The organism is Olivibacter sp. CPCC 100613 (assembly GCF_036959255.1).
Taxonomy (GTDB): Bacteria; Bacteroidota; Bacteroidia; order Sphingobacteriales; family Sphingobacteriaceae; genus Olivibacter.
Genome location: NZ_JAWMTI010000024.1, coordinates 1 through 3,602 on the forward strand (window position 1 = coordinate 1; position 3,602 = coordinate 3,602).

1 protein-coding gene and 1 pseudogene are annotated in these 3,602 nt (G+C 43.5%); both read right to left on the reverse strand.

Annotation, left to right across the window (positions count from 1 at the left end; all coding sequences use genetic code 11):
* A pseudogene (locus RYH73_RS26470) lies at positions 1–584 on the reverse strand (GH92 family glycosyl hydrolase); the annotation flags it as partial.
* A gap of 42 nt (positions 585–626) precedes the next feature.
* Positions 627–3,602, reverse strand: a 2,976-nt coding sequence (locus tag RYH73_RS26475; protein ID WP_335316455.1) for a SusC/RagA family TonB-linked outer membrane protein, incomplete at its 5' end; no start/stop codon positions are given.

Below are 3,602 nucleotides of genomic sequence, written 5' to 3' on the forward strand. Positions count from 1 at the left end.
TCCGGGATGAAAAGACCATTCCTTACATAGCCGATGATCTTTCGTTCTTTCGGAAGAATCAGAATAGAAGCCTCCTTTATAAATCCGTCCAGTACCAAATGTGCAGGCTGATCTTTCGGATACCTGAAACGCATATGGGCGCCACGTTCCGTAGGTGAAATTTCCGTTTCTATTCCGTTATCAAACTTAACCCGATAGTAATGTGGTTTGCCCACTTCATTGCGATGGCTGAAACGACCGGCCCGTTCATCTTCCGAAACACGTAACTCGCCCACAATAGGCATCAATGAAAAAACGGCGTAATCATTCATCCAGGGGCTACATTGATGTACCTGCTGGAAGCCTCTGATATGAGGTGTAGCGTACCTGTATTTCCAACCATCCCCGTTTTTGCCGGTCTGTGCCGAAAAAAAATGTTGCCCGAAAGGTAAACCGATTGTTGGATACGTGTTGCCGTAAGATAGACCTGGGTCAGAATCCGTGCCCTGCAGGGTGTTTACATAGTGTAAAAGGTCGGGTTCTTTTGCACTTGAAATCGAAGCCATAACAAAAAAAAGAAGTGGGAACAGCAATGTAGTTTTCATTTATTTTTAATTTAGTTAATACGTTTTTTTTAAAATCAATCGCTAAAAACCAATTTGGACGCCCAAATTCACAGCTCGCTGATTAAAATAAGCGTCACCGGTTGAATTATTAGAAATTTCGGGGTCCTGTTGATATTTATCATAATTTGTCCAAGTAAGTAGATTATAAGCGCTTAAATAAAGGCGGAGGTTATTAAGCCCCAGCGGCAATCGATCGCCGGCAAACTGGTAACCGATATCAACGGTTTTTAAGCGGATATACCGCGCATTAATCAACCAAAAGTCGGACATATAGGCCCTAGCACTGTTCACAGTAGTTGGATTACGGGTTAGCCGTGGAAAAAGAGCGTGATCCATATTCTCAGGCGTCCATCGTTGCTGATGCACCGGCTGAAACTGACTTTGAAAAGCTTCGATGCCGGTACCGATCACGCTGAAACTATAATTAAATGATCCCTGAAACAACACATTTACACTAAGCCCTTTATAATTAGCTCCCAAGGTTAAACCTAACACGGTGCTTGGCAGGTTGGGCTTTCCAATAGGTCCCATATCCCGATCATCTATAAAACCATCGCCGTTTAGATCGCTATACTTTAAATCGCCGGCCTGTATCCCTCCTTCTCCTGTTGGTACCAAGCCATAAAGCGGTATAGCTGGCCTTTCATCAGCCGGAGCAACACCTTCCGGCGTGTAAATACGGGCAATATCAGCTTCCGAATAAAAACCCTCAAACGTATACCCGAAAACTTGCCCGATCGGTCGGCCTGTTTCTGCCAACCACGGAAAAGCCGGTAAGGCTTCATCTTTGAAGAGGATTTTATTCCTAAAAAATTGGAATACCAAATCGCTGCTCACCGCCACATTCCCAAACTTCCCACGATAACCCAACATGCCATCAAAACCTCTATTAACGGTGCGGGCAACATTCGTAGGCGCAAACCCTATTCCCAATATGCCCGGAATCGAACCGCGTTCAATTAATTGATCAAATCGTGTATTGTAGAAATAATCAAAGGTTAGGTTTAACCGCTGGCCAAAAAGATTTAGTTCAACACCTATATTTCGTTTCCATTCCTTTTCCCAAGTTACATTGGCATTACCCAGGTCGCCTTCCGAAACAGTACCTACCCCTCCTCCATCCGTACCAAAAAAATAACCACCAGAAGGTTCGTAAATTTGATTATAAAGATAATGGTTGCCAGATGTTATATCGGAGCCCACCAAACCATAAGATCCCCTAATTTTCAATAAGTTGATAAAAGGATAGTGATTCTTTATAAATGGCTCTTCCGAAGCAACCCATCCCATACCGACAGCCGGAAACCACCCATATCGATGTGCTTTATCGAAACGATCGGTGCCATTATAAGCGGCATTAACATCCAAAAGATATTTATTTTTGTAGTAATAGCCCACTTTTAAAGACGTGCCTTTAAACTTAGAAGGTATATCTGCTCCCGCAGATAGGTCTTGCTGGTTAAGCAGGATGAGTGAACTAATCTGATGATCCTTCCCAAATGTTCTATCATAATTTAAAAAACCCTGTATATTCAGATTACGATAATACTGATTTGTACCTCCGGTAACTGTATAGGTATCCAACACATACTTTCCCCTGGGATCCAGCGTGTAGGTATCCGTTTGGCTATTGTAATGATAAGAAGGCGGCAATCCACCGCGAAATATATTGCGGGCATATTCCTCCACACCCCCATAAGCAACCCGAGCCGTGAGGGATAATCCTTTCGTAATGAAATCAAGTTGCTGTCTCGCCTGAAGCAAAGCGTTATAATCAGATCGCTTCGTCCGGTTATAGCCTCCATTGGCCAAGCGGGCGTTGAGTGTGGGTAAGGCCTCCGGGTTAAAATCAGAATAGGCATACGCGTAGCTACCATTGGGATTCATAAAGGGCGCGGAGAATGGTGTTATTTTACTGAAGTTATAAATTTCACCCACTGCATTGAGTGATTGCGGCTGGTTGATATCTGCAAAACGTGTGCTCAGGTCAAATCGTAATTGCAATGTTTTCGTAGCCTTTAAATCCAGGTTTGATCTAAAATTATACCGTCTAAAGAAGTAATTCGTGTTTACTTCATTTAATGGATCTTCGAAATCCCGTACCAGCCCTCCCTGCGTTAAAGCTCCCCCCGAAACAAAATACCGCAGTGCCTCCGATCCACCGGAAAGATCTATATTAGCATTTGTTTGGCTTGCAATGGATTTAAAGATCGCGTCATACCAATTTACGTCCGGATGTCCATAGGGATCTGTTCCATTCTTATAAAGGTCAAGATCCGTTTCCGTAAACTTTGGTGGCAATCCATCATTTACGTAAGCTTCATTGATGAGGCTTGCTGTCTCATAAGCATTTAAAAAGCTGGGGGTGCGAACTGGGTTTTGAATACCCGATTCTAAACGCAGATTAACTTGCGGCCTTCCCGCACTTCCGCGGCGTGTTGTTACTACCAGTACGCCATTAGCTCCTTTAATTCCATAAATTGCTGTTGTTGAAGCATCCTTCAAGATTGAAATACTTTCGATTTCGTTGACATTGATTTGCTGCAATTGATCATACGAATATTCGATATCATCAACAATGATTAGCGGCCTATTCCCCTCACTGTTCAGGGAGCTAACGCCACGAATAAAAAAATCCGAGGCATCGCGTCCGGGTTGTCCCGAGCGTTGTTGCGACACGAAACCAGGCATCCGCCCCATTAGCGTATTCTGGACATTTGCAGTAGGAACATTCCGAATTTCAGCACCCGACACAGAGCTAACTGCACCCGTATTGGTTATTTTTCGTTTAGTGCCGAACCCTACCACAACCACCTCTTCCAAGCCTTGGTTAGAAGGTTGCATGGTGATATCGATATAATTTTTTGCTGTAACCTTTACCTCGTTGTCCGCAAAACCCATCAATTTTATAACAAGGGTTTGGCTATTGCTCCGAAGCATTAACTGAAACTGACCTTTAGCGTCCGAAGAGGTAACATTATTATCTACACCTTTTTC